The following is a 24,199-nucleotide window of genomic DNA, read 5'->3' on the forward strand; positions in this document are numbered from 1 at the left end:
TTTTTGCTCAGTCATAGATCGGCTCCGCGATCTTGTTGTGTGACAGGATGCCGGCCGAGACATAGCTATGGGCATCGGCGATGGTGATCCGCGCGACCCAGGCCGATCCGGCTGGAGTGCCGATGCTGTCGGCACGAACCCAGGCGTCGTCTATCCGGAAGCGATGCTCCGCCGTCGCGCGGATCGTGACGCCGGCGATGGTGCAGGCGAACACCGGTCGCCAGGCGGCGCTGACGGCCTCGACCGGATAGTCGCCCCACTCCATCGTCACTGCGTGCCGGGTCCTCACGCGCATGCCGACCTTCAGGTGCCGGGCTTCGATCTCCCGCCCGTCGGCCATCAGGATCGGGGTGTCGTCGGCCACGCAATAGCCGCCGCGCCCTCCGCCCCCACCGCCGACATTGGGCGGCGGCGGCGGTGGCGCGGTCGGCGGAACGGGCGGCGGCGGCGGTGGAGGCGGGGGCGTCCCCGGACGGGTCGCACCGCCGGTATCGGCCGTGAACGGCGTGAAACCGGTGGAGTCCACGTCGATGGTGAAGCTTCCGCCGGCGCTGTCCCCGCCCGAAACGCCAAGGATGCGCGCGACGCGGCCGTTCAGCTCGGTCGTGCCCTCGATCCCCGAAAGATAGACCTGATCGCCGACCGCATAGTCGTGATAGGCGGCATGGATGGTGGTGACGCCGCCCAGCGTGATCCCCGTGATCGACAGCTTGTCCTCGAGCAACAGGCCGCCGAGCGCCGCGGGACGCATATAGCCCTGCCCCATTTCCAGGGCATAAGTCTGGTCGATCGAGAACTGGAACGGCATCAGCCTGACGCCCTGGTCGGCATAGACCTCGGCGACGAGCCGGGTACCGGGGCGCTTGGTCACACCGCCATATTTCAGGATGACGACGTTGCGCGCACGCCTCAGGCCGGTTGCATAAGCGGCGACGTCGACGCGGGAGAGCAGTTCCTCGGCCAACTCGCCCTTGGAGAAATTCGGTTGTCCGGTGCGCAGCGCCATCACTGCTCTCCGGTCGAGCCGCGCGCCACGGCCACGTCGTCGATGGCGCGCCCATCGCGGTTGGGCTGGCGGTTGACGTCGTCGGCCATCGCGCGCTGTGCTGCGACCTCGGCCTGCTGGAGCAGCTGCCCCTTGGTCTCGCGGCTGTCGCGCAACGGCACGGCGAGCCGGGCGGCCAGCGCATAGGCAAGTGCATCGCAGAACAAGGCGGGCATGTCGGCCTCGCTTATCTCGCGCGTGGTATATTCGAGGATCGCGCCCGGCACCTGGCTGAACAGCATGCCGTCCTCGATGGCGAAGGGGCGGGTCAGCACCGGGGCCACGGGCGCGGCTCCCGCCGCAGCCGGCCAGCCCGCGACCGGCGGCACGAGCCGCTGCGCCGTCGCCATGTTCGCGGGCAGCATATAGGCGTGGGCCCATTCGCTCGCGCGCGGGTTGAGGGTCAGCTCGGCAAGCGCGGCGATGCGCGTGGCGAAGCTCCAGTCGAAGCGTTCGAGCAGCAGCTTGAGGCAATGCGCGTAATAGCGCCGGCACTCGGCCGCTTCGGTGGTTGCCTCGTCGACATCGGCGATGGGCGGTGCGCGGAGCTCGCCAAGGGCGAGGTTGCAGACGGTGATGCTGATGGCCATGCGACGGGATTAGGCCAGGCCGGGCGGGGTTTGAATCAAGCCGCGGCGTGGCGGTCATGCACCACGAAAAATACTGCGTTTTTCATCGTCGGCACAGGGAGAACAGTTGACGAACGGCACGGAAACGTGCGGATAATCCGGTATCGGAAAAAGGGAATAGGATGCAGGACCGGGATCTTCTGGAGGGCGAGACGCGTGAGGTCGGCCGCCGCGTGCGCGAGCAGATCGCGCGGCGCCGCATCTCGCGCCAGGCGCTGGCCGACATGGCGAAGATCAGCCTGTCGACCCTCGAAAAGGCGCTGTCCGGCGGACGGCCTTTTACGCTCGCGACGACGATCCGGCTTGAGGAAGCGCTCGGCGTCACCCTCCGCCCGGTCGCACCGCCGCCGCCCGTCCCGTCGCAGGATCTCGCGCCCGAAACCATGGGCGCTTACGCCCGCGCTGCGGTGCGCTGGATCGAGGGGCGGTACCTGACGCTGCGGCCCAGCTTCGGCAGCTCGGCGGATATCTTCGCCTATGTCACCACGATCCGCTGGATCGACGATGCCGGGCATCTCGGCTTTGCTGAATCGCAGCGGACCGATGCCCGGTTCGAACAGGCCGGGCACGTCTCCATGCCGAACCTGTCGGGCCATATATATCTCGTCACCAATGTCGCCGGGCAGCACCGCATGGCGATCCTCGGCCGTCCGACGATCGAGGGCGCGCTGTACGGCGTGCTGACCACGCTCCAGGTCGGCATGGGTTCGCAACTCGTGCCCGTCGCCTGCCCGGTCGCACTGGTCAGGATCGACGGACAGGCCGACCCGGTCATCGGCCGCGTTGCGCCTGGGACGATGGAGCATCAGGAATATCGCGAACGGCTGAACGTCGCGACACAGGGTGATTTCGTGCGTTTCTATCGGTAGCACGCAGCCACCGCAGTCTCGCGGCGCCGTTCAGCTTCCCTCTTCCTCGATGCGATACACGCTGCCTGGGCCGGTCTCGCGGTAGAAATCGACTCGAATGCCGTTCCAGTGATAATCGAGATGCCGCCCCTGGCGCGGGTTGGTGGCGAGATCGGGATAGAACAGGCCGACGCATTCCCCGTTGCGATGCCGGCAGCTCGGATAGGCGATGGCATCCGCTCCGCCGGCGCGCAACGTCGCGCCGAGCATCTGGCTGGCGCTGTAATCATCGGGCAGGAGCGCGGCGGCGTGGCGGGGATCGCCTCCGCGCAGATCGTGCGCGACCGTGTCGATATCGAGGATGATCTCGCGGAATTGCGAGGTCCAGCCGGCCGGTTCAGCGGTCCGCGCCATGAAGCGCTGGTGGTGATGCACCGTCTCGGACAGCGCGGTCTCGAAATCATTCGCGGCATAGAGCACGCCGAACAGGCCGGCGGTGAAGCGGCTCGGCCGGTCGGTGCTGACATGGGTGAACGGCGCCATCAGATAGCTCGCGCCCGGCCCGCCGACCCGCCTTTCCGGCGGCACCAGGTCGATCGCGCCAAGCGTCTCCATCAGTCGCGGGTTGGTCTTCTGCTCGGCGGAGATCAGCAGCGGCCAGTCGGCCGGATCGGCGATATCCTCGAACAGGTCGATCGGTGGGTGAAGGCTGCGGATGATGCGCCGCGCGCCGGGCCAATCGACCGGCCGGGTGAGGATCGTTGCCGGATCGATCACCAGCCGCCGCGCTCGGCATCCAGATAGCGGCGCACGCGCATCAGGTCGGTCAGCTCACCGCCGAGCATCACGTCGAGCGCCGAACGTCCGCCAAAGGCCTCGTTCGTCGCCTTCATCCAGCGATAGCCACGCGCCGGTTCGTGGAAGATGATGCGCAGCGCCTTGTGGATACCCATCAGGTTGGACAGACGCGCCTTGCCGTCGCGATCGATCCGCCCCAGCTCCCCGGCTTTCCAGCGGCGGAAGGTGCGCAAGGGAAGGTCGAGCAGCACCGCCGCCTGATCGTCGGTGACGCCCCAGCGCTGAAACAGGCCGAGCGTCGCGCGGAACATCGCTTCGGCCTCCGCATCGGTAACCGGTTCCGCGACGAAAGGACGGGGCAGCGTATCAACAAGAGTCAGCACTGACATCGATCGTCCCTACAATTTGGCATCACATAGAGCTTAAGATGCCAAATTGCAATTACAGGCTTACCGTCAGGTTCGTCGACAGATATTTGGTGTCGCCCGTATGCGGTGCGTTCGGGGCCTCGCGCAGGAACCGTCCCTTGCCCAGCCAGAGCCCGTCGAGTTCGAGGCGAAGCCGGTCCTGCACCAGCCAGTAGCGCAGCCGCGCGTCGACCTGATGGCCGGCAAAGCTGCCCGATCGGCCGGTCGGGTCGCGCACGGTGCTGGTCGAGAAGGAATCGGTACGGTCCGCCAGCCACATCGGGCGATAACTGACGAACCAGTCGATGGCCTTGCTGGGCACTGCCTCCAGCCGCAGCCCGGGCGTCACGATATTGGCGCGGGCGACGGCGGCATAAAGGCCGGACGGCGCCAGATCCGCGCGGCGCATGCCGAACAGCGTATCGAACCGGCCATAGGACCCGCCCGCTCCGTCGCCGCTCGCCCGGTCGAACTCGACCGAGACATGCGGTTTCCAGCCGCCGGCAAAGGTGTAGCCGATCTCGGCATGGACGAAGGACGCACTCACATCGAGCAGCGTGGCCGTCGCCGCCATGCTGCTGCTGACATGGCCGATCTGGTAGATCGCCTCGACCTCGTAATCGGTCGCCCCGGCCTTGGGATCGCGGATGATCCGGCCGCCGATGGTGTTCAGTGACCGGTCGCGGGTCGGTCGGCCCGGTGAATCCCGTTCGCCGAGATGGTAGAAGGACAGTTCGGCCATCGCCGGCCCAATCGTCCTGGCGCGCGACAGCGTACCGCCCCACAGCACCTGGTCGAAACTCTCCCGGTCGATCCGGACCCGGTTGTCCAGGATCGAGCCGAGGTCGTCGGGCAGGCGGGTCTGGGGCAGGACGTAGATGAAGGTTCCCTTGAACCCGCCTTTGGCAGCGATGTCGGCCCGCAACCCGGTATAGCCGTTGGTGGTGTTGCGGTATTCGTCGGCGGCGATGAGCCGGCGCGATCCGATGTTGAGCATGAACCGCCCGCCCTGCAGCGCCAGCGATGTGCCCGGCCCGAACGCATCGGGCGTCTCGACCGCGATATAGGCCTGGACCAGCTCGGCCGCATTGACATCGCCAGTGGAGATCGGGGTGCCCCGATCGGCAAGCCAGGCCCGGCTGTCATAGAGTTCTGCGGCAACCCTGACCCGCCCGGTTCGATATTGCGCGCCCAGGATGGTGCGCAGCAAAAGCAGATCGTCGCTCGCATTGAAGCCGGGTCGCGGCTGGCCATCGATCGTTTCGTGGCGAAGACGGACGCTGGCGCTCAGGTCCAGGCCGTCCACCGTCGACGGCGCAGTCTGCGCGAAAGACGTTACAGGGGCGAGCAAGAGGGCCGCCGCAAGAATCGTGCGGTTCACATCATTCCTTCGGCCCGGACGCACTCGATCTCCCATCGCGTCGAAAGGCCGCGCGACGGTTATCGTGTCAATCGCTTAGATCGGGAGCGGTGTGTCGCTCCCGATCCTTGGTAGGGTTATTTTGCAGCGTCGAGCACGATATCCTGTACGACGACCTTGTCGCCGCGCACGACGAAAACATCGACGCCGGATACCTGCTTGGGCGTGCCACGGAACTGCGTCCAGCGCAGCAGCGCGACGTCGCCGCCGATCGGCTCCACGACGGTTTCCATCGAGCGGATGCCGTCGATGCTGCCCTTGCCGGTCAGCACGGTGAACACCTTGCGCGCATTCGCCTTGCCGGAATAGACGCCGGGCGCATTGGCCGGGGTCTGGCCGGGGACGAGGCCCGGCGGCGTGATGACGACCGTATCGTCCGCGTAGTCGCTCATGACCTTCTCGAGGTCGCCCGTCTTCATCGACTCGACATGATCCTTCACCACCTGCTCGGGCGTGCGATCAGCCGCATAGGCGGGCACGGCGGCGAGCAGCGACAGGGCTGCGGCGAACTTCAGGACTTTGGACATCTCTATCTCCCCGGATTTGGCGTTTTTTCGTTCCGCCGGACTGTTCCTCAATATGATATAGGATTCAAGGAAATTGCCGCACCGCCGGTAAAATTCCTGGTCGGTCGCGTCCCCGTGGTTTTCTCGGGCGGCGACATTTCCCATATCGGCAATTCTGCCATGATCGGAGACCGTAAGATGCTGAAGCCGCGCGCCCTGGGGAGTCAGGGATTGAAGGTGTCCGAGCTCGGGCTCGGCTGCATGGGCATGAGCCAGTCCTATGGCAGCTTCGACGATGCCGAATCGATCGCCACCATCCACCGCGCGATCGATCTGGGCGTGACCCTGTTCGACACCGCCGAGGTCTATGGCCCCTACACCAATGAGGAACTGCTCGGCCGCGCGCTGCAGGGCAGGCGCGACAAGGTGGTGATCGCGACCAAGTTCGGCTTCGATCTCGGCCGTGCGGATCGCACCGGCGGCGTCAACAGCCGTCCCGATCATATTCGCGAGGTAGTAGAGGCCTCGCTCGGGCGGCTCGGCACCGACCATATCGACCTGCTCTATCAGCATCGGGTCGACCCCGCCGTGCCGATCGAGGATGTCGCTGGCACGGTCGGCGACCTGATCCGCGAAGGGAAGGTGCGCTATTTCGGCCTGTCGGAGGCTGGCGTCGCCAATATCCGCCGGGCGCACGCGGTGCAGCCGGTCACGGCGCTGCAGAGTGAATATTCGCTCTGGGAGCGGGGGCTGGAGGAACAGATCCTGCCGGTGCTGCGGGAGCTCGGCATCGGGCTGGTGCCGTTCAGCCCGCTCGGCCGCGGTTTCCTGACCGGCACGGCGAAGCGTGCGGAGGAATATCCCGAGGGAGATTTCCGCCGCGGCGATCCGCGTTTCCAGGGCGAGAATTTCACCGCGAACATGCGCGCCGCCGATGCGGTACGCGCGCTGGCCGAGGCGAAGGGCGTGAAGCCCGGCCAGATCGCGCTCGCCTGGCTGCTCCACCAGGGCGCCGATCTCGTGCCGATCCCCGGTACCAAGCGCCGGACCTATCTGGAAGAGAATGTCGCAGCGGCCGATATCGCGCTTAGTGCCGATGATCTCTCGGGACTCGACGAGGCGCTACGTCCCGGGATCGTCGCTGGCGAGCGCTATGGTGAGAAGGGCATGGCGATGCTCGATCGCTGATCCCGGTTCAGGGCTTGTCGGTAAAGCGCTTGACCTTCACCGGCAGGTCCTTGCCCTTGGTCCGTCGCGACGGGATCTGGACCGGATGCTTCTTCTTCCACGCGGCAAAGGTCATCGGCCCGTCGGGGGTGTCGATGATCAGGTCGTCGGTCGAGTCGGTCACGGCGGCTGGCTCCCTGGCTGTTGAGGCCTATTTCGTGGCGATGTCGCCGGCTTCGGCGCTGTACTGCTCGCGGACATAGGCTTTCGCGGCAGTCTGGGTACGGAAACCCTCGTCGAGCAACTCGGCCGAAACCAGCGGATAACCCTGCGAATTATAGCGGGTGGTACGCACCGTCACGCGGAATACACCTTCCTCATCCTTGGCGACAAGGAATGGGCGAACGGGGGTTCTCGACATGGCAGGCTCCGGAACAAGGTGAATCGGGGATCGGGGGAACGTCCCGTTCCCCGCCGCCTCGGTCAGCTTGCGCGCCAATACCGCCCGGCATCTCCGGTGCCTGTGGTCGATAGCGGGCGGCGGTACAAGCCCGCGGGCTAATGCCGCCGCTGCCAGGATCAGCTCTTCATCGCTTTCGGCTTCGCATAGGGCACGAAGTCGCCCAGCCCGACGAAACCGGTCGGGAAGCGCGTCGACCGGTCGATTAGCCTGATCGTATCGAGGTTGCAGAGCTGTGAGCCATAGGTCCTGCTGACCAGGATATCGTCGTCGTCGAGCGAGGTCTGGCCGACCCGCGGACGATTGACGTACAGCGTGCTGCCGACCCGGTAGACGATGGCGGTGCCGTCATAGATCGTAGAGTTGGTGATGTTCTGCTGGCTGATGCAGCTCACCGGCTTGCCCGCGATACGGCCTTCGAGCGCCTTGGCGAGCTTTGCTTCGGCCTTGGCGTTCTGCTGGCTCTCGCGCGGGGCGGCGGGCGCGGCGGCGCCCATGCCGATCAGTGCGGCGCCCAGTAGGATTGAGGACAGGATACGCATGGGAACCCTCGTTCGTTTAAGTGCTGACGAGGGTCATACCATGAAGTTGCTGAACCGGCGATGAGTTGCGGCGGCATGACCGGACGTTCAGGGCACGCGGCGCACGGTGACGATCTTGACGGTTGGGGCCAGCATCTGTCCCTTCATCACGCCTTCACCCTCGGTCGGCGAGGTGGGCCCCATGCCGATGCGGCGCACCACATCCATCCCCTCGACCACATGCCCGAACGCCGCGAAGCCGAGATTGTCGCCCGGCTGGTCCGGCTTGGCATCGAGCGAGGAAAGATCGCCGATCGCGATGAAGAAATCCGCGGTCGCGCTGCCCGGCTTGTCGCGCGCCATTGAGATAACGCCATCCTTGTTGGACAGGCCGGTCTGGGTGGTCGGCTCGTGCGCGACCGGCGGGAACAGCTTTCGCGGATCGTTGCGAAGCCCGCCCTGAATCAGGCCGAGTTCCGGCTGCAGCTTCATCGCACGGTAGAAGGTGGTGCCGTCGAACCTTTTGGTATCGACATAACGCAGGAAGTTCGCGGTGGTCTTGGGCGCGCGATCCTTTTCCAGCTCGATCGTGATCGCGCCTTCGCTCGTCGTCAGCAGGACACGGACGGTGGCAGGCGGCGTCGCGGGTGCGGCGGGATCAGCGGGCGCGGCGGTCTGCGCGGTGGCGGTCCCGATGCCGAGCAGCAGGACGGCGAGCATGGCGAATCGTCTGAACATGGGATCAGCCTAGAGCGTCGCCCCGCGCTCTGCCAACCATGCTCTGCCAACCGGCAGGATGGGTGCCCCCGCGCAGTCAGGCTGCGCGGGGGCGTGTCCAATCAGAACTCGGCGCTGACGCCGAAGGTGAAGGTCCGGCCGCTGGTCGTATAGACCTCGCTGCGGTCGGCATTGATGTCGGCGAACTGGCGGATCGCCGCGTTGGTCAGGTTGATGCCCTCGGCCACCAGCCGGATCTTCGGCGTGATGTTGAAATGCGCCTGGAAATCCACGTTGTTGGTGCCCTTGATGCCGTCACCGGTATTGGCGAAATTGCCGGTGTTGGTCAGATACTGGCTGCGATACGCATCCGACACGCGCACGCCCCAGTCCTTGTCCTCATAATAGAGCGTGATGTTCGCCGCCCATTTGGACAGGTCGAGCAGCGGCAGGGTCTCGATCCTGGTGATGTTGCCAGAGGTGTAGATCGCCTTCTGGTGTCCGTCGAACCAGGTGCCGTTGGCGACCATGCCGAGATGGTCGAGCGGCCCCGGCAGGAAGGTGAAGTCGTGCTGGAACGCGACCTCGATGCCCTTGATGTCGGCACCCGGGCCGTTGATCGGCCGGCTCACGTCATAGGGCGTGTTCCCGTCCTGGCCCTGGATCAGCAACGACAGCGGCAGCCCCGTCTGGCTGTACGGGATCGTCGTGCTGCTCGTGGTGATGAAGCTGTCCATGTGCTTGTAGAAAAAGCCGATCGACGCGAAGCCGGTGCGGTCCATATAATATTCGATCGACCCCTCGACCGACGTCGCCTTGAACGGCTTCAGGAAGGGGTTGCCGAAACTGGCGCTCCCGCCGTTCGGGCGCGTGGTGAGCGTGCCCGCCGCGGCGAGGTCGCCCAGCGCCGGCCGGTTGACGTTGCGGCTGGCGCTCAGGCGCACCACCACGTTCTTGGCAACGTCGAGCGCGAGGTTGGCGGCCGGCAGCCAGCCATGGCTGTTGGTGGTGATCTCAACGGGCACCAGCGTGTTCACGCCGTTCACCGGCGCGGTGATATGGCCCGAAGAGGTCAGGTCGGTCGAGTAATAGCGCAGGCCCGCGTTGCCGCGCAGGCGCATGCCGGCAACCTGCGTATCGAGATCGACCTGGGCAAAGCCGCTCCAGGTCTTCTCGTCGACCAGGAAGTCGCTGCCCGCCTGCAGATATTTTGCCGACAGGTCGCGCGGATCGCCGACATAGGAATACACGCCGTCAACATTGCCGACGATATAGGGCAGCAGCGAATCCCGTCCGATCACCTGCTTCAGGTCGTTCGGAATCTGCAGGTTGGCGGGCACATTGTGGAACACCTTGTTGACATAGATGTAGCCGCTGTTGGTGAAGTGCTTGAATTCGCCACCGGTCTTAAAGGTCAGGACATCGGTGGCCTGCCAGGCGGCGGCCAGCTTGCCATTGGCATATTTGCTGGTGATGCCGTTCTCCTGCGCGTCCATGCGCTGGACCGTCCAGTTGTTCGGGTCGGTCAGGTCCTTGCCATAGGTGTTGACTGGAATGGTGGGCCGGGTGTCGAAGCTGAAGGCCATGTTCTTGGCCTCCATGAACACCTTGTCGAACACCGGCTGGCTGAAGTCGGACTCTTCATAGCCGCCCAGCGCGGTAAGCGTCAGGCGGTCGGTGACCTTCCAGCTCGCATTGGCCACGCCCTGATAGAAATCGGTGTGGTTCTCGACGATGTGGTGCTCGGAGCGCTGGTCGATGCCGGTATAGCTCGCCGCGCGCAGCGTGTTGCCGTCGATCACCGCCGACCGGATGATCTGCCCGCCATTGACGGTGGCACCGGTCAGCGCGTTGGTGCCGGCGCTGGCGATGGCGTAATCGTCGCGATGATCCCACAGCCGGCCATAGAGGAAGTCGACGTCGATCTTGAACCGGTCGCCGGGGTGGTATTGCAGCGACGAGGTGACGCCCAGCCGCTTGCGGTCGGTGTACCAGGTCGAGGGCGACTCAGCCTGGGGCGCCACGATAGTGCCTGACTGCAGCAACTGCGAGGTCGCGGCATCGATGTTTGGCCCGATATTGCCGGGCGCATATTTGACAGTGCCCCAGCCCCAGTTGCGATAGCCGTACTCGTTGCTCTTGATCTGGCTGTACGCGACGGAGGCGAGCGCTCCGAAATCACCCCACCGGCCCGACGCAAGGCCGACGACGCGCGGCGTGATGCCGCTGGTGTTGGTGTTGGTCTGGCCCTTGGCGGACACGACGAACTTCGACCCGTTATAGTCGAACGGCTTGGCGGTGTTCAGCCCGACCGTGCCGGCAATGCCGCCTTCGTCCTGCTCGGCCGCATAGGATTTCTGGATCGAGACGCGGTTGAACAGTTCCGACGCGAACAGGCTGTAGTCGAACGAGCGCGACCGGCTGACGCCGCCACGATTGTCCATGCCCGATGCGGTGTTGCCCAGCACTTCCATGCCGTTCAGCTGGGTACGGGTGAAACCGGCGCCCAGGCCGCGCAGGGCGATCTGCCGGCCTTCGCCCGAATCGCGCGTGATGGTGATGCCGGGAACGCGCTGGAGCGATTCGGCGAGGTTCAGGTCGGGAAAGGCGGCGATATCCTGCGCAAGGATATCGTCCTCCGATCCGACCGCGAGGCGCTTCAGATCCTGCGCACCCTTCAGGCTCTGGCGATAGCCGGACACGACGATGTCGGTCGCGCCATCGGCTTCCTGCTCCGGTGCTGCGCCGGTCGCCTCGACCTGGGCGATCTCGCGCACCACATGGGCGGCGCGGTGCGTGGCGGTCGGTGCCGTTGCGGTGGGCTTCAGCACGGCGACGCCGTCGCTGATCGACGCCGACAGGTTGGTGCCGCGCAGCATCAGGTCGAGCGCTTCGCGGACGCTATGCGCGCCGCGTACGCCGGCGGTGCGGCGCTTCGCGACGACGTCCGGTGCCACGATCACCTGCACGCCCGTCGCGCGCGAGAAATGCGAGATGGCGGTGCGCAGGTCCGATGCGCCGATATCGAATTGCATCTGCCGTGCCAGCGTCCCCTCGACCGGCCTGGCCTGCGCCATGGCCGGCGCGGCGAGCGCCGCTGCCAGCGCGATCAATGAAAGTCCCTTTGTGCAATCCATGATGTTCCTCCGCTCAGGCGTCTGTTCGCCCCGGACGGAGGACGGGGCTTGGCACCCGTTCCGGACAAAAGAATTTTGTTGCAGTGCAATGACATCGGCGTGACGAAAAAGGGACTCACTCAGCGGTCTGCGCGAGCCGTAATGTGTCGCCGTCTTCGACGACTTCGAACCCATAGGCAGTGCCGATCGCGCCGAGCAATTGTCGTGGTTTGTCAAGCTTGAAGCGGCCAGACAGGGCGATATTACCGAGCACGGGCGACGGCGCGACGATCATCGGGCCGCCCCGCCGGTTGAGCGCATCGACCAGGTCGGTGAGCCGCATGTCGTCCGTATCGAGCCAGTCCTGGCGCCAATCCTGCTGCGCCGCATCAAAGCGTGTCGGTGCGTGCGCCACCCCGTCTTCGAAGCGAGAGCGCCAGCCGGCCGGCACCTCGACGCTGCGCGCATCCGCCCCGACCCCGCCGAACCGCACCCGCCCGCGATAGACGGCGAGCTTCACCTCTCCCCGCGCCATATCGACGTCGAAGGCAGTTCCGAGCACCTGGGTTGCGGACGCCCCGGCCTGGACGATGAAGGGCCGGCTCTTTTCATGGGCTACATCGAAATAAGCCTCGCCCCGGTTGAGCGCGACATGCCTGCTCCTGGCGTCGATCGTCACGTCGAGGCTGGTCGCGCCGTTGAGGTGGAGCGTCGATCCGTCGGCGAGCGTGACGTCGCTCTGCTGTCCACGCGCGGTTTCGTAATGCGCGACGATCGGGGCCGGCGCACTCGCGAACCAGTTGTTCGACCAGCCGCCGATGCCAACCGCCGCCACCAGCACCGCGGTGCCGAGCGTGGCGATGCCGCGACGGCGCGACGCCCGCATCGCGAGGATGTCGCCGTCGGAAAGCCGGCCAAACGCCGTCGCTTGTTCGAGCGCTTCAGCCAGGGCCGGGTCGTCGAGCGTCGCCTGCACGTCATGCGCCAGCGGCGGCGGCGCCGCGGGCATATGGTCCTCGGCCAATGCCCAGCGGGCGGCGTCACGCAGGGCGGCGCGCCGGCTCATGCCTGTGCTCCAGCAGGCAGGCCGCGTCGTTCGAGTGCGGCGCGCAGATCGGCCAGCGCGCGGCTGCAATGTTTCTCGATCGCCGAGATGCTGAGTTGCAGGTCGTTCGCGATCACCGCCGCCGGAATGCCGTCGAGCCGCCGGCGCAGGAACACCTCGCGGCGCAGCGGCGGCATCACCTTCAGCGCGCGGACCAGGATATCGACCCGCTGGCGGTAATCCAGGATCTCTTCGGCGCGGGGCTGGGGGCAGGCGATGTCCTCGGCCAGCTCGGCTGTCTGCGGTTGGGTCTGGCGGCGGCGCAGATGATCGAACACCAGGTTGCGCGCGACTGCGAAGCAGAAGGCACCGACATCCGCCACCGGCCGGGTCCGGCGATAGCTGTAGAGCCGGACATAGGTTTCCTGGACGATGTCCTCGCCGTCATTGCGGTCGCGCAGCCGCCCCTCGACGAAGCGCTGCAGCGCCTGGCGCAGGTCGATCTCGTCCCGCGCAAGGGCACGCGCGGCAATGGGCGTCAGCTCGTTCATCGCGCGAACCCGCCAGAGGCGGGCAGGGTGGGGCGGCGCGGCATGCCGGTCATCTGGTCGCTCCCGTCCCTGAAAATCTGCCCGAGTCAGGTTTTCCCCTAGTCGCGCTCCATGACCCATCGGTGACAGTCGGACGGACGAAATGCAGGCCAGTCGCTCAACTGTCACGCACGGCCCCTATGGCCCCGCGCTTTGGCGACGGGAGTGGGTATGCGCGGAGCGATGCTGGTGGCGACGATGGCCGCGCTTGCCCTGGCGGGCTCGGCTCCGGCGCAAAAGCCCGAACGCCCGTTGTTCAGCATCGGCGCCATCTCCGACGCGCAATATGCCGTCGAGCCCGACAGCGGCCATCGCCTCTATCACACCACCCCCGCCAAGCTCGCCGCCGCGGTGACAGATCTCAACCGGCAGAAGCTCGCCTTCGTCGTCCATCTCGGCGACTTCATCGACCGCGACTGGGCAAGCTACGATCTGCTGCTGCCGGTCGCCCGCAAGCTCACGCATCCGTGGCAGTTCGTGCTGGGCAATCACGAATTCTCGATCGACGACGCGCACAAGCCGATGGTCCCGGCCAAGCTCGGCATGAAGGCGCGCTATCACAGCTTCGTGCAGCATGGCTGGATGTTCATCGTCACCGACGGCAATGACCTGAGCAGCTACGCCTGGCCGGAGGGCAGTCCCGAACTCAAGGCAAGCATGGAGGTGCACGCGGCGCACTATGCCGACAAGCCCCTATGGGACGGCGGCATCGGCGACACCCAGCTTCGCTGGATCGACGCGCAACTCGCCGACGCCGACAAGCGCGGTCTCAAGGCGATGCTGTTCAACCACTTTCCGCTTTACCCGGAGAACGAGCACAATCTGTGGAACGCGCCTGCAGTCATGGCGCTGCTGGAACGCCATCCCTCGGCAAAGATCTGGCTCGACGGCCATAATCACGACGGCAATTACGGCGCCCGCGCCGGCATTCATTACGTCAACCTGAGGGCGATGCTCGACACGGAGGAGACATCCTACGCCCGGCTCGATTTCTTCGCCGACAAGGTGGTGGTGCACGGCACCGGGCGGCAGCAGGATTTGACGCTGCCGCTTCGGTGACGCTGGCCGATCCGGATTTCCGCGCTAGACTGCATCCGTCAGGTGCCGTGGAGAGGAACCGCCATGCAGATCATCGACCGCGCGCCCGTGAAAGGTTCGCTGCATCCAAGCAACCATCCCTATCTCAACGGGGCGTGGACGCCGCTGCATGAGGAAGTGACCGCGATCGACCTGGAGGTGATCGAGGGCGCGATCCCGACCGATATCGACGGCATCTATCTGCGTAACACCGAGAACCAGCTTCATCAGCCGCTCGGCCGCTATCATCCGTTCGACGGCGACGGCATGATCCACCAGATCGATTTCCGGAACGGCACCGCCTCCTATCGCAATCGTTTCGTCCGCACCCGCTGCTTCCAGGCCGAACAGGAGGCAGGCGGATCGCTCTGGGGCGGGCTGGCGGATCGCGCCGGTACCTCGCTCCGTCCCGGCTATGGTGCGCACGGATCGCTCAAGGACAGCAGCAGCACCGACATCATCGTCCATGCCGGCAAGGCTATCTCGACCTTCTACCAATGTGGGGAAGGCTATGTGCTCGACCCCGAGACGCTCGAACAGCACGGCATGGCGCCCTGGGTGCCGATCGACGGCGTCTCGGCACACCCCAAGGTGGACGACCGCACCGGCGAGCTGATGTTCTTCAACTATTCGAAGCACGCGCCCTTCATGCATTATGGCGTGGTCGATCGGGACGGGAAGCTGACGCATTATATCCCGGTGCCGCTGCCCGGTCCGCGCCTGCCGCACGACATGACCTTCAGCGAGAATTGGTCGATCGTGAACGACCTGCCGGTGTTCTGGGATGCCGAACTGCTCAAGCGCGACATCCACGCCGCCCGGCTGCACGAGGGCGTACCCGCCCGTTTCGCCCTGATCCCGCGCCATGGCGGACCCGACGAGATCCGCTGGTTCGAAGCCGAACCGACCTATGTCCTCCACTTCCTCAACGCCTATGAGGAAGGCGACGAGGTGGTGATGGACGGCTATTTCCAGGAGGACCCGACGCCGGCGCCACTGGAGAATGCCGATGGCTATGGGCACCTCATGGCCTATGTCGACGAGCACAGCTTTCGCCCCAAGCTCCACCGCTGGCGTTTCAACCTCGCCGACGGCACGACCCGGGAGGAGCGGCTGGACGGCCGAATCCTCGAATTCGGCATGATCAACCAGCGCGTTGCGGGGCGGAAGCATCGCTACATCTACTCGACCACGTCAAAGCCCGGCTGGTTCCTCTTCAACGGCTTCGTGAAGCACGACCTCGACACTGGCGAGTCCTGGGAGCTGATGCTGGAGGACGGCCGCTACGCCAGCGAAGCACCCTTCGCGCCGCGGACAGGCGCGATCGACGAGGATGACGGCTATCTCGTCAGCTTCATCATCGACGAGAATCGCGGCACGTCCGAATGCGTGCTGATAGACTGCAAGAGGTTCGAAGACGGCCCGGTCTGCCGCATCGCGCTACCGCATAAGATCTGCAGCGGCACCCATGCGCATTGGGCGGAGCGGGCGCAGCTGCGGTAGAACTTGCACCACACGTACCGCGTCACCCCGGACTTGTTCCGGGGTCCATCTCTCCACTCGCGAAGACGGTGCTTGTTGCACAATGGATGCCGGAACAAGTCCGGCATGACGGTTTGGGCGGCGGCTACGCCTTCGGCCACCACGGCACGAACCCCGAGGTCCGCCGCACATACTCCTGATAGCCCGCCCGCTTGCGCTTCAACCGGCCCTCGATCGTCGGCACGCCCGACCAGCGTATCAGGGTCCAGGTCAGCAGCACCGGCCCCGGTAGCGCCCACATTCCCGACCAGCTCTCGGCTGCGATCAGATACAGGCCCCACCACGTCAGCGCGTCGCCGAAATAATTGGGGTGCCGCGTATAGCGCCACAGCCCGGTCTCCAGCACCTTGCCTGCATTGGCCGGGTCGCGGCGGAACCGCACCAGCTGCCAGTCCCCGATGCTTTCGAACAGGATGCCGGCAATCGCGACGCCCGCGCCGGCCACGCCGAGCAGGCCGACCGGCGGCCCGGCATCGATCTGGCCGAGCTGCACCGGCAGGCAGACGATGAACAGCAAGGGCGCCTGTGTCGCGAACACCAGCAGCAGCGAGGCTCGGGCGAAACCCCAGCCCTTGGCCTCCTCGACCATAGCGAACATCTTGCCATATCGCCGGTCGGGCCCATGCTTCCGCCAGCGCCAGAGCAGATACAGGCCAAGCCGCACGCCCCACACCGCGCACAGCCCGAGCAACATCGCCTTGCGTGTCGGATCACCATTGGTGTGGAGGAAACTCGCCGCGCCGAGAAATACCATGCCGAGGGCCCAGACGCTGTCGATCGGCGTCACGTCGCGCGTCTTCAGGCATATCAGCCACAACAGCAGGAACAGCGCGACCAGCAAGGTCGCATTGGTGGCGAGGACGGTGACCACGGTCATGCCACGTCGCGCTCGACGACGAAGCTGACCGTCGTCGTCGTCGATCCGCCGATATTCAGCGTCTGCATCCGCCGCGCGCCCTCCACCTGATAGTCGCCTGCCATACCCGTCACCTGTTTCGACGCATCGAGCAGCATCCGCACCCCTGTCGCTCCCACCGGATGGCCAAGCCCGATCAGCCCGCCCGATGGGTTGACCGGCATCCGCCCCCCGATCTCGATCGATCCGTCCTCGATCGCCCGCCAGGACTCGCCCGGCCCGGTCAGGCCGAGATGATCGATCGCCATATATTCGGTCGCGGTGAAGCAGTCATGCGTCTCGACAGCATCGATCGCCGCCAGATCCACGCCGGCCCGTGTCCGCGCATCCAGGATCGCGCGGCGGACCTGCGGGAAGACATAGGGCTCGCCCTCGCTCGCCCGAACCTTGGCCGCATAGGAGATCGGGGCCGAGCGATGCCCCCAGCCGCTGATCCGCGCCAGGCTCTCCAGCGGCACGCCGCGCTTGCGGGCATAGTCGGCGGCGCGCTCGGGCGAGGCAAGGAACAGCACCGCCGCGCCGTCGGTCACCTGTCCGCAATCCATCTTCCGGGTGCGGCCCTCGACCACCGGGTTGGCGTCGTCGTCGGCGGTGAAATGCGCTGGGGTGAAGACATGGCCGCGCGTCTGCGCATTGGGATTGCGCTTCGCATTGCCGAAATTGATCTCGGCGATCCGCATCAGATGTTCGTATTTCAGCCCGTGCCGTCGCTCATATTCCTCGGCGAGATCGGAAAAGGCGCGCGGCCAGACGAACTCGGCATCGGCGAATTCGTGCCCGTTCCACGCTGCGGCGCCCAGATGCTGCGCGGCCGTCCGGCCGGGCACGTTGCGCATCTGCTCGACCCCGACGACACAGGCCAGGTCATATCGCCCCGCCTCGATCTCGGCCGTCGCGGCCAGCACGGCGACGCTGCCCGACGCACAGGCTGCCTCATGCCGAGCGGTCGGCAGCCCGTCCCAGGCGGGATCGACCAGCCCGAAGAACCCGCCGAGCAGGCCCTGTCCGGCAAAGAGCTCGGCGGTAAAGTTTCCAACATGGCCCGTCTCGATTTCCTCCGCGTCGAGCACGGCGGCGTCCAGGCCATACCGCACCGTTTCGGCAAAGGCATCGGCAATGTCGATCCCTTCGCGACTCCAGTTGCGCGCAAAGTCGCTTTGCCACCCGCCAAGGATATAGACCAAGCCCACTCTCCCGCTTTTCCCCGGCTGTTCTCCGTCAGCCCGACCCTGAGTGTCGCGCGTTTGGCGACGCTTGGCAATTTGGCGTTTACCCCGTGCGGGCAGCCCCGAATTTGTCGGCGCGGCGCTGGCCGACCATCAGCCCGCGTTCGAGCCTGCCGCACAGCGCGGCATAATAATCGGACAGGAACCGGTAATCGTCGCCGTCGTCGGGAATGTCCGCCTTGCGCCGGATCGTCGCCGCGACCGTCGCGATCGCATCGTCACGCCCACCGCGCAGCACATCCTCCAGCGTCTGGAGCTCATACACGCCATACAGGCCGAGCGCCGCCTCGCTGAAGGTGCGGCGCTGCCGCGATACCTCGGCGCCCAGATCGTCGCCGAGCGTACTGCTGACGGTGCGGACGACCCAGGTGCCGGCGATCAGGTCCCCGGCGCGCAGCCGATCTCGGTTGAACAGCGGGAAGAACAGGAAGATGCAGCTCCAGCTCAGGGAGAACAGCACCAGGAACGCATCCGCCTGGCCCTGCGACGATTGCATTCCCAGGAAGGACAGCGGCAGGAACACCTCGATCTCGCGCATGGCGTTGCGCGCCAGCACTGCGCCGCCGGTCAATCGGGCGCCGTCACGCGCCACCACCCGCAGGCCCATCAGCCGCTTGCCAGGCGTCGCGCCGCGTCCGCCCATTTCGAACAAGGCGAACCAGCCGTTGCGCAGGATGAAGAACCCGATCAGCCACAGGATGCCGAAGAGGCTCGACCTGCTCGCCGCGAACAGCAGTCCGATAAGGATGGTGGCGAGGATCAGCACGATGATGATCGCCATCCCGTCGAGCATGAAGGCGGCGGCACGCACCCCCGCGCCGCCCAGCTCGAGCTGAAGGTCGACGCCCTCCGGCGTCACGAAAGTGCGACGGAGCGATTTGGGCGCGCGCGGGCCCTTGCGGAACGGCCAGCGCATCAGTGGCGCCTCGGCAGGTAGAAGTAGACGAGCCAGCCGGCGAGCATCGCCAGGCCGATCGCATAACGCGTGATATCGCCCGTCACCGTCTGGCGCCCAATGCCTTCGAGCAGGCCGGCGATCGCCAGCATGATCACCGCCCCGCCCATCGCGACCGCACCGGCGCGTCCCGCGACGACGACGGAATCGCCTCGCGACAGCCGGCCGGGAAAGGCGATGGCGGTCCCGATGCGGAAACCCGCCGCGCCCGACAGGATGATGGCGAACATCTCCGTCGTGCCATGGATCGTGAGCCAGCCCGCGAATTCGAAGCCAAGGCCCTTGGTCGCGAACACCGCCATCATCGCGCCGAGCATCAGGCCGTTATACAGGATCAGCATCGCGGTCGGCACCGCAAAGGCGAAACCGAGCGCGAAGGAGAAGATCGCGATCTGGGCGTTATGCGTGAACAGGAAGGTCGCGAAGGCCGCGAGCAGTTCTTCCTTGTTGTCGTAGAGCGTCGCTTTCAGTGATGCCGCTGATGCGGTCGGATCGCGTCCGCCTGCCATGTCGCCGCCGACGATGCCGTAAAACCATGTCGGGTCATGCACGACGAGCAGATAACCGACCACGGCGCCGGCAATGGTCAGCAACAGCGCGACCAACGTCTCGCGCCAGAGGGACTGAACCGCCTCGGGCCAGCCATGCGAAAAGAACTGGCCGAGCTGGCGCAGCGCCGACGACGGCACGCCGTAGATCTGGAAATAGGCCCGCGCGCAAAGCTGTTCGAGATAGGTGACCAGCGACCGGTCGAGCGAGGTCTCGCGCGCGACCGACAGGGTCGACAGCGTCGATCGGTAGAGCAGGGGCAGCGCGAGCAGATCGTCGTCGGACAGCGCCCGGACCGATCGTTTCTCGCACCGCGTCACCAACTGGTCGAGCCGTTCCCAGTCCGCGACATGCACCTTGCGGAATCGGCTGGCATTGACCAGCACCGGCTGTGCGTCGACGAAGGCCGATGTCCGGCCCGTGGCCCGACTGATCTCTGGCGACGTCACAACAGGTTCCTCCGCTTGAGATCGACATAGCCTTCGACCAGCCGCTCGCTGACCCGGTCATGCTCGCTCTCGATCAGGTGGATGCCGAGATGGCGCAGTCGCGTCATCACGATCCGCCGGTCCTTGAGCAGCGCGGCGGCCGTCACGGCGCGCGTCACGTCGTCCGCGCTCTCCGGTTCACGGTCGGCGATCGTCTCGACCTCTTCGTCGCGCAGCACGACGATCAGCAGCAGATGCGTCTTCACGATGCGGGCCGCGGCGCGCACCAGGAATTCGGCGGTGGTCAGGTCGGTGAATTCGGTGAACAGCACGATCATCGACCGCCGCGTCAGCTGCGTCGCCAGCGTGGTCAGGGCGAAAGTGTAGTTGGTCTCCTCGCCGCTATAGTCGATCCCCGCCGCCAGCCGCTGGAGATTGGCGAACGCCGCCGTGCCCGAAATCAGGCCGCTGGCGATGCGCGGCCGTGAATCGAAGGCGTGAAGCGCGATCCGGTCGCCGAGCTTGAGCGCAACCCAGGCCGTCAGCAGCATTGCCGATACCGCCCGATCGACCCGAGGCAGGCCCGCGACCGGCTCGGTCATCTGGCGCCCGGCATCGATCGCGAAGACGATCTGGTTGTTGCGCTCGGTGCGATATTCCTTGGCGTGCAGCTTCATGTGCCGCGCCGATTGTTTCCAGTCGATCGCGCGCCGGTCCATGCCGGACCGGAACTCGACCAGTGCGTCGAAATCGGCGCCGTCGCCGCGGTCGATCTGCGCAATCAGGCCCTGCAGCGCATGCCGCTGGAAGATCTGGGCGCCGCGTTCCCGCACCGGGCGGATATCGGGCAGGATCGGGAAGGTCGCCTCCACCCGCACCTCGCGCTGCTTCCACGCAAGGCCGAGCGGCCCGCGCCAGCGCAGCCACAGCCGGTCGATCCGCCCCAGCCCGCGCCGCACCGCCGTCAGCGGCAGCAAGGCGGCGCCTTTCCCCTCCTGGAGCGCGATCCACAATCGCCCGTCATCCTCGACGGTCACCAGCGGATCGGTCGCGACCGCGATCTCCGCCAGTTGGGGCGCGGCACCGTCGCTCAGGGTGACGCTGATCGCCGCCTCCACCGTCGCGCCCACGCAGACGCTCGGGATCGGCGCAAGCTGGGCGGATCCTTTCCTCGCGCCGGAAAAGGCGTCGATCACGGTCAGCAGCAGCACCGCGACCGGCCAGGCGAGCCCGGCATACCAGCGCCCCGGCAGGAGCACGGCAATCATCAGCGCGACGGGCGCACCCGCCGCCGCCGCGATCACTGCCGTGCGGGTCGGATAGATCAACGGGGGGCCTCGATCGCCTCGATGATGCCGTGGAGCACGTCCTCGATCGACCGTCCGTCGATCTCGGCCGCCGGCGACAGGATCAGGCGATGGCGCAACAGGGCAGGCGCCAGCGCCTTCACATCGTCGGGCAGCACGAAGTCACGGCCGTCCAGCGCCGCCCGGGCCCGCGCCGCACCCGCCAGCATGGCGCCGGCCCGCGGGCTTGCACCGCTTTCCAGGTCGGCCACGTCGCGGGTCGCCCGAATCAGCGCGGTGATGTAATCGATCACCTCGTCGACCAGCTTGATTGCGGCAACGGCTGTAACGGCCGCATCGATCGTCGCCGAATCGGCGCGTTTCTCGACGCCCCATTCGGTCGGTGTCATCGACTGGTGCGCACCATGCGTCGCGACGATGCGCCGCTCCTCCTCGGCCGAAGGATAATCGACCGTCTGCTTGAACAGGAATCGGTCGAGCTGCGCCTCGGGCAGCGGATAGACGCCCTGCTGCTCGATCGGATTCTGCGTCGCCACGACCATGAAGCGGCTGCCCAGCGCCAGGCTCTCGCCGTCCACCGTCACAGTGCGTTCCTGCATCGCCTCGAGTAGCGCTGCCTGGGTCTTTGGCGGCGCGCGGTTGATCTCGTCCGCCAGCAGCAGGTCGGTGAAGATCGGCCCGCGCGTCAGCGTGAAGGTCGATGTCTGGAAATTGAACAGGTTCGCGCCGATGATGTCGCCGGGCATCAGGTCGGGCGTGAACTGGATCCGCCCGAAATCGAGCCCGACCACCTCTGCGAAGCTCCGTGCCAGCAACGTCTTCGCCGTGCCCGGAGGCCCTTCGAGCAGGATATGCCCGCCGGAGAACAGCGCGACGAGCATCAGCTCGACGCTCGCCTCCTGGCCGACCACGGCCTTGCCGATTTCCGCGCGGATCGCCTCGGCGAGTGCGCGCACCTCGTCTGTCGTCACCTGTTCTTCTCCCACAACCATTGGTGCAGCGCCTGCGCCGCGGAAAGGACTGAATGCCGGTCTCGCGCATCCCGCGCCGCCTGGACCAGATCGGCGAAGCGCGCGCGCCGCCCGAGCGCGTCGAGATGCGCGTCGAGCGCCTCGTCGCGCAGATGCGCCGGCACGCCGAAGATCGTGGCGGCCCGTTCGCGGGTCATCTCGGCATAACGGTTGCCGAGCATCGCGTACCTGCCCGCCTTGCGCACCAGCGCGGCGGCATTGTCGATCAGCGCCGCCTTGCCGAAGGCGATCGCCCGCTCGCGCCGCCGGGGGGCGCCGAAACGCACTGCGCCCTGCCACGCTGCAAGCAGGATCGTGATCGCCACCGCCAGCGTCATCGCCAGGAAAGGCGGTTCGAAGGCGAGCTTGAGCGGGCTCGGCGAACGACCAAAGCCGTTGAGCGTCACGTCGAAATAGATCGAGGTCGCGTCGTTCGAGTTGAGCCAATCGAGCAGCGCGAGGGCCGATGCGGCCTGATGCGCATCGGCCATGCCCATGTTCGACAACAGGTCGGGATCGGCGAGCACATACCAGGGCCGGTTCGGCAGCTTGGCAAGCACCACGCGGCCCTGCTGGTCGGTGATCAGCGGCTCGAGGCCGGTGGTGGCCGTGATCGTCTGGAGGGCGCGCGGCGCGGCGAAGCGGATGGTCCGCGGAAGATCGGGCGAGGTGACCAGCGGCCGGCCGCCGCTCCGGTGTCGGGTGACCTTCAGCTTGTCGGCCGGCGCCAGGACGCCTTCCGGGTCATCGGCCCCTTTCAGCCCGCGCTGGCGCACCCAGCCGGTCCGGTTCGGGTCGGCCTCGGTCTGCCATTTCGGCAGGACGATCAGCGTCACCTTGCCGCTGCGCTGGCTGAGGACCGGGGACAGATCGGTGGTGCCGGCCTCCGGCGTCAGCACCGTGAGATCTTCGGCGTCGAGCAGATGCACGTCGCGCGTCACCTGCGGATCACGCCCGGTCGCCTCTGCCAGGCGGACAAGGCCGCTGAACCCGGTTGCCGAGGTCGATAGCGCGTGCCCGCCGCCGTTGCGGCCCGACCGGAGATCGGGGGCATAGGCGCCGAGGACCAGCGTACCGATAAAGCCGAGGATGCCGATCACCAGGATCAGCACCACCGTCCGAGCCCGGAACACGCCTTCCCCGCCGGCACCCTTCGGCCTGATGGCGATGTCGCTCATATGTGCCATGTCCCGGGCAGGGCGAAATCGGCATAGGCGGTGCGCGCCGTCTCCCAGTCCCGCGCATCGACCGGGCGGCCGCCGAACAGGCTCTTCTCGACGAGCCGCGCGATGCCGGCGAACAGGTCGCGGGCCGATGGCGGTATGGCGTCGGACGCGGCGAGTTCGCGGCTGGTGAGCGCCGGCCTGACCAGGCGTGGTCGCCGACGGGCGATATCCTCGACCGACCTGACCAGCAGATGGTGGATCGCCTCGGCAAACCGGCCCTGCGCGGCCAGGGCATCCGCCTCGTTCAGCCAGGCGCGCGCCGGGGCGGCTTCGGGCGCCCAGGCCGGTTCCTCGACCATGTCGGTGGGCGTGCCGCGTGAAGAGCGGCGGCGCGGCAGCCGCCACTCGCCATATCGGATTCGCTGATAGGCCATCCAGATCAGCGCTGCGGCGGCGATCGCGATCACCGTCCACAGGAAGATCCGCGCATAGGGCGCGTCGGGCATGAAGCTGCTGAGCCAGCTGAAGAAGCGTCCGACCGGGCGGAGCACCTCGACCAGCCATTCGCCAAAGGCCTTCAGCCATGCCGGGGGCTCGGGTGGTGGCGGTGCCGGCGGCAAGGTGAACTGAGTCGCCGGGTCGGCCTTCAGGGCACGATGCGCGGCGGCGAAGCGCTCGGCGGCGGCCGCCGCCTCCTGCGAATTACCACCGCTCACATGTTCCCCCGGTTGCAATTCGCCTCTTGCCGAGACTA

25 protein-coding genes are annotated in these 24,199 nt (G+C 66.4%); 4 read left to right on the plus strand and 21 right to left on the minus strand.

The window, feature by feature from the left end; genetic code table 11:
• Positions 1 to 7: 7 nt before the first annotated feature.
• Together AC1DT7_RS05000 and AC1DT7_RS05005 are read right to left on the minus strand one after the other, a co-directional pair.
• Entirely contained in the window at positions 8 to 1,006 is a 999-nt protein-coding gene (locus AC1DT7_RS05000; RefSeq protein ID WP_478034672.1) for a hypothetical protein, read from the minus strand.
• Complete coding sequence (locus AC1DT7_RS05005; RefSeq protein WP_478034673.1) at positions 1,006 to 1,635, minus strand: phage connector family protein; 630 nt, start codon at positions 1,633 to 1,635, stop codon at positions 1,006 to 1,008. The genes AC1DT7_RS05000 and AC1DT7_RS05005 overlap by 1 nt, the downstream gene beginning before the upstream one ends.
• Positions 1,636 to 1,796: 161 nt before the next feature.
• Here AC1DT7_RS05005 and AC1DT7_RS05010 point away from each other — a divergent pair, with 161 nt between their 5' ends.
• Entirely contained in the window at positions 1,797 to 2,543 is a 747-nt protein-coding gene (locus AC1DT7_RS05010; RefSeq protein ID WP_478034675.1) for a helix-turn-helix domain-containing protein, read from the plus strand.
• 30 nt (positions 2,544 to 2,573) lie between these two features.
• Here AC1DT7_RS05010 and AC1DT7_RS05015 read toward each other — a convergent pair whose 3' ends face one another.
• From AC1DT7_RS05015 to AC1DT7_RS05030, 4 genes are all read right to left on the minus strand, one after another.
• Positions 2,574 to 3,299, minus strand: coding sequence for an RES family NAD+ phosphorylase (locus AC1DT7_RS05015; protein WP_478034676.1), 726 nt, complete (start codon positions 3,297 to 3,299; stop codon positions 2,574 to 2,576).
• The gene (locus AC1DT7_RS05020) at positions 3,296 to 3,709 is read right to left on the minus strand and encodes an MbcA/ParS/Xre antitoxin family protein (protein WP_478034678.1); all 414 of its coding nucleotides are present in this window, start codon (positions 3,707 to 3,709) and stop codon (positions 3,296 to 3,298) included. The genes AC1DT7_RS05015 and AC1DT7_RS05020 overlap by 4 nt, the downstream gene beginning before the upstream one ends.
• Positions 3,710 to 3,761: 52 nt before the next feature.
• The gene (locus AC1DT7_RS05025) at positions 3,762 to 5,108 is read right to left on the minus strand and encodes an alginate export family protein (protein WP_478034679.1); all 1,347 of its coding nucleotides are present in this window, start codon (positions 5,106 to 5,108) and stop codon (positions 3,762 to 3,764) included.
• A gap of 116 nt (positions 5,109 to 5,224) precedes the next feature.
• Complete coding sequence (locus AC1DT7_RS05030; protein WP_478034681.1) at positions 5,225 to 5,674, minus strand: nuclear transport factor 2 family protein; 450 nt, start codon at positions 5,672 to 5,674, stop codon at positions 5,225 to 5,227.
• Positions 5,675 to 5,854: 180 nt separating this feature from the next.
• Between AC1DT7_RS05030 and AC1DT7_RS05035 the strand changes: the two genes are divergently transcribed.
• A complete protein-coding gene (locus tag AC1DT7_RS05035; protein WP_478034979.1) occupies positions 5,855 to 6,841 on the plus strand; it encodes an aldo/keto reductase in 987 nt (328 codons plus the stop codon).
• Between the two features lie 7 nt (positions 6,842 to 6,848).
• On the opposite strand, the gene AC1DT7_RS05040 is transcribed toward AC1DT7_RS05035, so the two are convergent.
• The 7 genes from AC1DT7_RS05040 to AC1DT7_RS05070 all read right to left on the minus strand — a co-directional run bounded on the left by AC1DT7_RS05040 (position 6,849) and on the right by AC1DT7_RS05070 (position 13,230).
• Complete coding sequence (locus tag AC1DT7_RS05040) at positions 6,849 to 7,004, minus strand: hypothetical protein (RefSeq protein WP_372850569.1); 156 nt, start codon at positions 7,002 to 7,004, stop codon at positions 6,849 to 6,851.
• A gap of 27 nt (positions 7,005 to 7,031) precedes the next feature.
• Positions 7,032 to 7,241, minus strand: a complete 210-nt coding sequence (locus AC1DT7_RS05045) for a hypothetical protein (RefSeq protein ID WP_478034683.1) — start codon at positions 7,239 to 7,241, stop codon at positions 7,032 to 7,034.
• Positions 7,242 to 7,399: 158 nt separating this feature from the next.
• Positions 7,400 to 7,822, minus strand: coding sequence for a hypothetical protein (locus AC1DT7_RS05050; RefSeq protein ID WP_478034684.1), 423 nt, complete (start codon positions 7,820 to 7,822; stop codon positions 7,400 to 7,402).
• Between the two features lie 87 nt (positions 7,823 to 7,909).
• Positions 7,910 to 8,539 carry a peptidylprolyl isomerase gene (locus AC1DT7_RS05055; RefSeq protein ID WP_478034685.1) on the minus strand — a complete coding sequence of 210 codons (630 nt, stop codon included), beginning with the start codon at positions 8,537 to 8,539 and terminating at the stop codon, positions 7,910 to 7,912.
• A 101-nt stretch (positions 8,540 to 8,640) separates the two neighbouring features.
• Entirely contained in the window at positions 8,641 to 11,631 is a 2,991-nt protein-coding gene (locus AC1DT7_RS05060) for a TonB-dependent receptor (protein WP_478034686.1), read from the minus strand.
• A gap of 139 nt (positions 11,632 to 11,770) precedes the next feature.
• Positions 11,771 to 12,700, minus strand: coding sequence for a FecR family protein (locus AC1DT7_RS05065; RefSeq protein ID WP_478034687.1), 930 nt, complete (start codon positions 12,698 to 12,700; stop codon positions 11,771 to 11,773).
• Positions 12,697 to 13,230 carry an RNA polymerase sigma factor gene (locus AC1DT7_RS05070; protein WP_478034688.1) on the minus strand — a complete coding sequence of 178 codons (534 nt, stop codon included), beginning with the start codon at positions 13,228 to 13,230 and terminating at the stop codon, positions 12,697 to 12,699. The genes AC1DT7_RS05065 and AC1DT7_RS05070 overlap by 4 nt, the downstream gene beginning before the upstream one ends.
• 210 nt (positions 13,231 to 13,440) lie before the next feature.
• Here AC1DT7_RS05070 and AC1DT7_RS05075 point away from each other — a divergent pair, with 210 nt between their 5' ends.
• Positions 13,441 to 14,328, plus strand: coding sequence for a metallophosphoesterase (locus tag AC1DT7_RS05075; protein WP_478034689.1), 888 nt, complete (start codon positions 13,441 to 13,443; stop codon positions 14,326 to 14,328).
• Positions 14,329 to 14,391: 63 nt separating this feature from the next.
• Positions 14,392 to 15,849, plus strand: coding sequence for a carotenoid oxygenase family protein (locus AC1DT7_RS05080; protein ID WP_478034691.1), 1,458 nt, complete (start codon positions 14,392 to 14,394; stop codon positions 15,847 to 15,849).
• 124 nt (positions 15,850 to 15,973) lie between these two features.
• Here the strand turns inward: AC1DT7_RS05080 and AC1DT7_RS05085 are convergent, their stop codons facing one another.
• The 8 genes from AC1DT7_RS05085 to AC1DT7_RS05120 form a co-directional block, all read right to left on the minus strand.
• Positions 15,974 to 16,765, minus strand: coding sequence for a DUF1295 domain-containing protein (locus AC1DT7_RS05085; RefSeq protein ID WP_478034692.1), 792 nt, complete (start codon positions 16,763 to 16,765; stop codon positions 15,974 to 15,976).
• Complete coding sequence (locus AC1DT7_RS05090; RefSeq protein WP_478034693.1) at positions 16,762 to 17,988, minus strand: acetyl-CoA acetyltransferase; 1,227 nt, start codon at positions 17,986 to 17,988, stop codon at positions 16,762 to 16,764. The genes AC1DT7_RS05085 and AC1DT7_RS05090 overlap by 4 nt, the downstream gene beginning before the upstream one ends.
• 85 nt (positions 17,989 to 18,073) lie before the next feature.
• A complete protein-coding gene (locus AC1DT7_RS05095; RefSeq protein WP_478034694.1) occupies positions 18,074 to 18,946 on the minus strand; it encodes an RDD family protein in 873 nt (290 codons plus the stop codon).
• Positions 18,946 to 19,983: a stage II sporulation protein M gene (locus AC1DT7_RS05100; protein ID WP_478034695.1), complete on the minus strand. Its 1,038-nt coding sequence runs from the start codon at positions 19,981 to 19,983 to the stop codon at positions 18,946 to 18,948. The genes AC1DT7_RS05095 and AC1DT7_RS05100 overlap by 1 nt, the downstream gene beginning before the upstream one ends.
• The gene (locus AC1DT7_RS05105) at positions 19,980 to 21,290 is read right to left on the minus strand and encodes a DUF58 domain-containing protein (RefSeq protein ID WP_478034696.1); all 1,311 of its coding nucleotides are present in this window, start codon (positions 21,288 to 21,290) and stop codon (positions 19,980 to 19,982) included. Before AC1DT7_RS05105 ends, AC1DT7_RS05100 begins: the two co-directional genes overlap by 4 nt.
• Positions 21,287 to 22,261 (minus strand): AAA family ATPase, encoded by a 975-nt coding sequence (locus tag AC1DT7_RS05110; protein ID WP_478034697.1) that lies wholly within the window; start codon positions 22,259 to 22,261, stop codon positions 21,287 to 21,289. The genes AC1DT7_RS05105 and AC1DT7_RS05110 overlap by 4 nt, the downstream gene beginning before the upstream one ends.
• The gene (locus AC1DT7_RS05115; protein ID WP_478034698.1) at positions 22,237 to 23,457 is read right to left on the minus strand and encodes a hypothetical protein; all 1,221 of its coding nucleotides are present in this window, start codon (positions 23,455 to 23,457) and stop codon (positions 22,237 to 22,239) included. Before AC1DT7_RS05115 ends, AC1DT7_RS05110 begins: the two co-directional genes overlap by 25 nt.
• A complete protein-coding gene (locus tag AC1DT7_RS05120; protein ID WP_478034700.1) occupies positions 23,454 to 24,161 on the minus strand; it encodes a DUF4129 domain-containing protein in 708 nt (235 codons plus the stop codon). The genes AC1DT7_RS05115 and AC1DT7_RS05120 overlap by 4 nt, the downstream gene beginning before the upstream one ends.
• Positions 24,162 to 24,199: the final 38 nt, after the last annotated feature.

The organism is Sphingomonas sp. P3_C6 (assembly GCF_056402595.1).